Annotated in this window: 3 protein-coding genes; 1 reads left to right on the forward strand and 2 read right to left on the reverse strand. The window is 41.6% G+C overall.

Going from position 1 to position 1,222, the window contains the following annotated elements; translation table 11 throughout:
- Positions 1-96: 96 nt before the first annotated feature.
- Complete coding sequence (locus FEK46_RS23310; protein ID WP_135559933.1) at positions 97-339, forward strand: SymE family type I addiction module toxin; 243 nt, start codon at positions 97-99, stop codon at positions 337-339.
- 65 nt (positions 340-404) lie between these two features.
- On the opposite strand, the gene FEK46_RS23315 is transcribed toward FEK46_RS23310, so the two are convergent.
- Positions 405-776, reverse strand: coding sequence for a hypothetical protein (locus FEK46_RS23315; protein WP_135559934.1), 372 nt, complete (start codon positions 774-776; stop codon positions 405-407).
- 10 nt (positions 777-786) lie between these two features.
- Positions 787-1,222 (reverse strand): RHS repeat-associated core domain-containing protein (locus tag FEK46_RS23320; protein WP_276608998.1); only part of this gene is annotated, 436 nt, incomplete at its 5' end.

Raw genomic sequence — 1,222 nt, forward strand, 5'->3', positions numbered from 1 at the left:
TCCCCGGCATCCGACCGCCGGCGAACTCCACTTCTGTGACCACGTTCAGCGCGTGGTCACGGTACGCCTGGCGGCAGCCATCCGACTCTGCCCGTCGTGCTGCCAGCGCAGCATCTGCCCAACCGCAGCGACACGCCGGTGATCAAAATCAGCGCTAAATGGCTGAGAGAAGCGGGATTTGAGATCGGCACGGGCGTTACCGTGAAGATCTCGGAAGGTTGCCTGATCCTGCTTGCGGATAACAACGAAGTACAGGAACTGCGCAGGGAACTTTATCAGTTTAAACAGTCAGTTAAGGGGATGCGAGATGGGATGTTTAGTGTGCTGAACGAGAATTAAATAATAAAAAAGCCGGGAAGGTTTAATATCTCCCCGGCTTATGAAAATCAACAGTGCAAACGATTTTATAGTTTACCTATCCACGTTCTCATATAATTAACATCTCCATCAAAAATAAATCCTTCTCCGTTATCAGGCAAGAATAATCGACCTGAATCAAATCTTAAAAACAATTCTTTTTTTGCTTTCTTCTGCTTAATGGAAAAGTCATCACTCCAGCTTAATATATCTTCATTGTGTTTTTTTTCATCAGACAAAAAGACTACAACTAAATTTTCCAATTGCTCATAAGAATGATAAGTTTTCTTGAGTGTAATATCGAAATCTAAATCATCAATTATAGTATATGTAATAAATAGTTCATTTCCAGATGATTCAATTGTCCTTTCCACCAATGGTATTGAGCCTAACATCCTATTATCTATTGTATTTCTCATGTAAACCTCACTAAGGAACGATAATTATCCCAGCTTTAGTACCATCACCAAAGATAATATTATAGTGCGGATTATTATCGTGTAATGGGTTTTTAGAATTATGAACAACATCAGACAATGGATTTTTCACATTATATAAATCACCCCGATATGTTCCCGCTGGTTGTTTCCATACATCACTGAATTTGGTGCCACTATAAAGCTCACCAGACCTTGCAGGGAAACTGTCAACATGAGGCCTAAGATCCGGCATGTTATCTAATAATGCCCTTGCTTCGTCAACACTTCTAACCGTGACATCTTTACCATTTCGGAGATCAGATATATTGCGACGTTGTTGAGCATTACATCCAGCTAATCCCAGCGGATCGATCCATGACAGTGGATTAGGCGCATAAGCATAGAGGTTTAAACCGCCCCTTAAGCCTATCGGATCCGTAACTATG

The organism is Escherichia sp. E4736 (genome assembly GCF_005781225.1).
Lineage (GTDB): Bacteria > Pseudomonadota > Gammaproteobacteria > Enterobacterales > Enterobacteriaceae > Escherichia.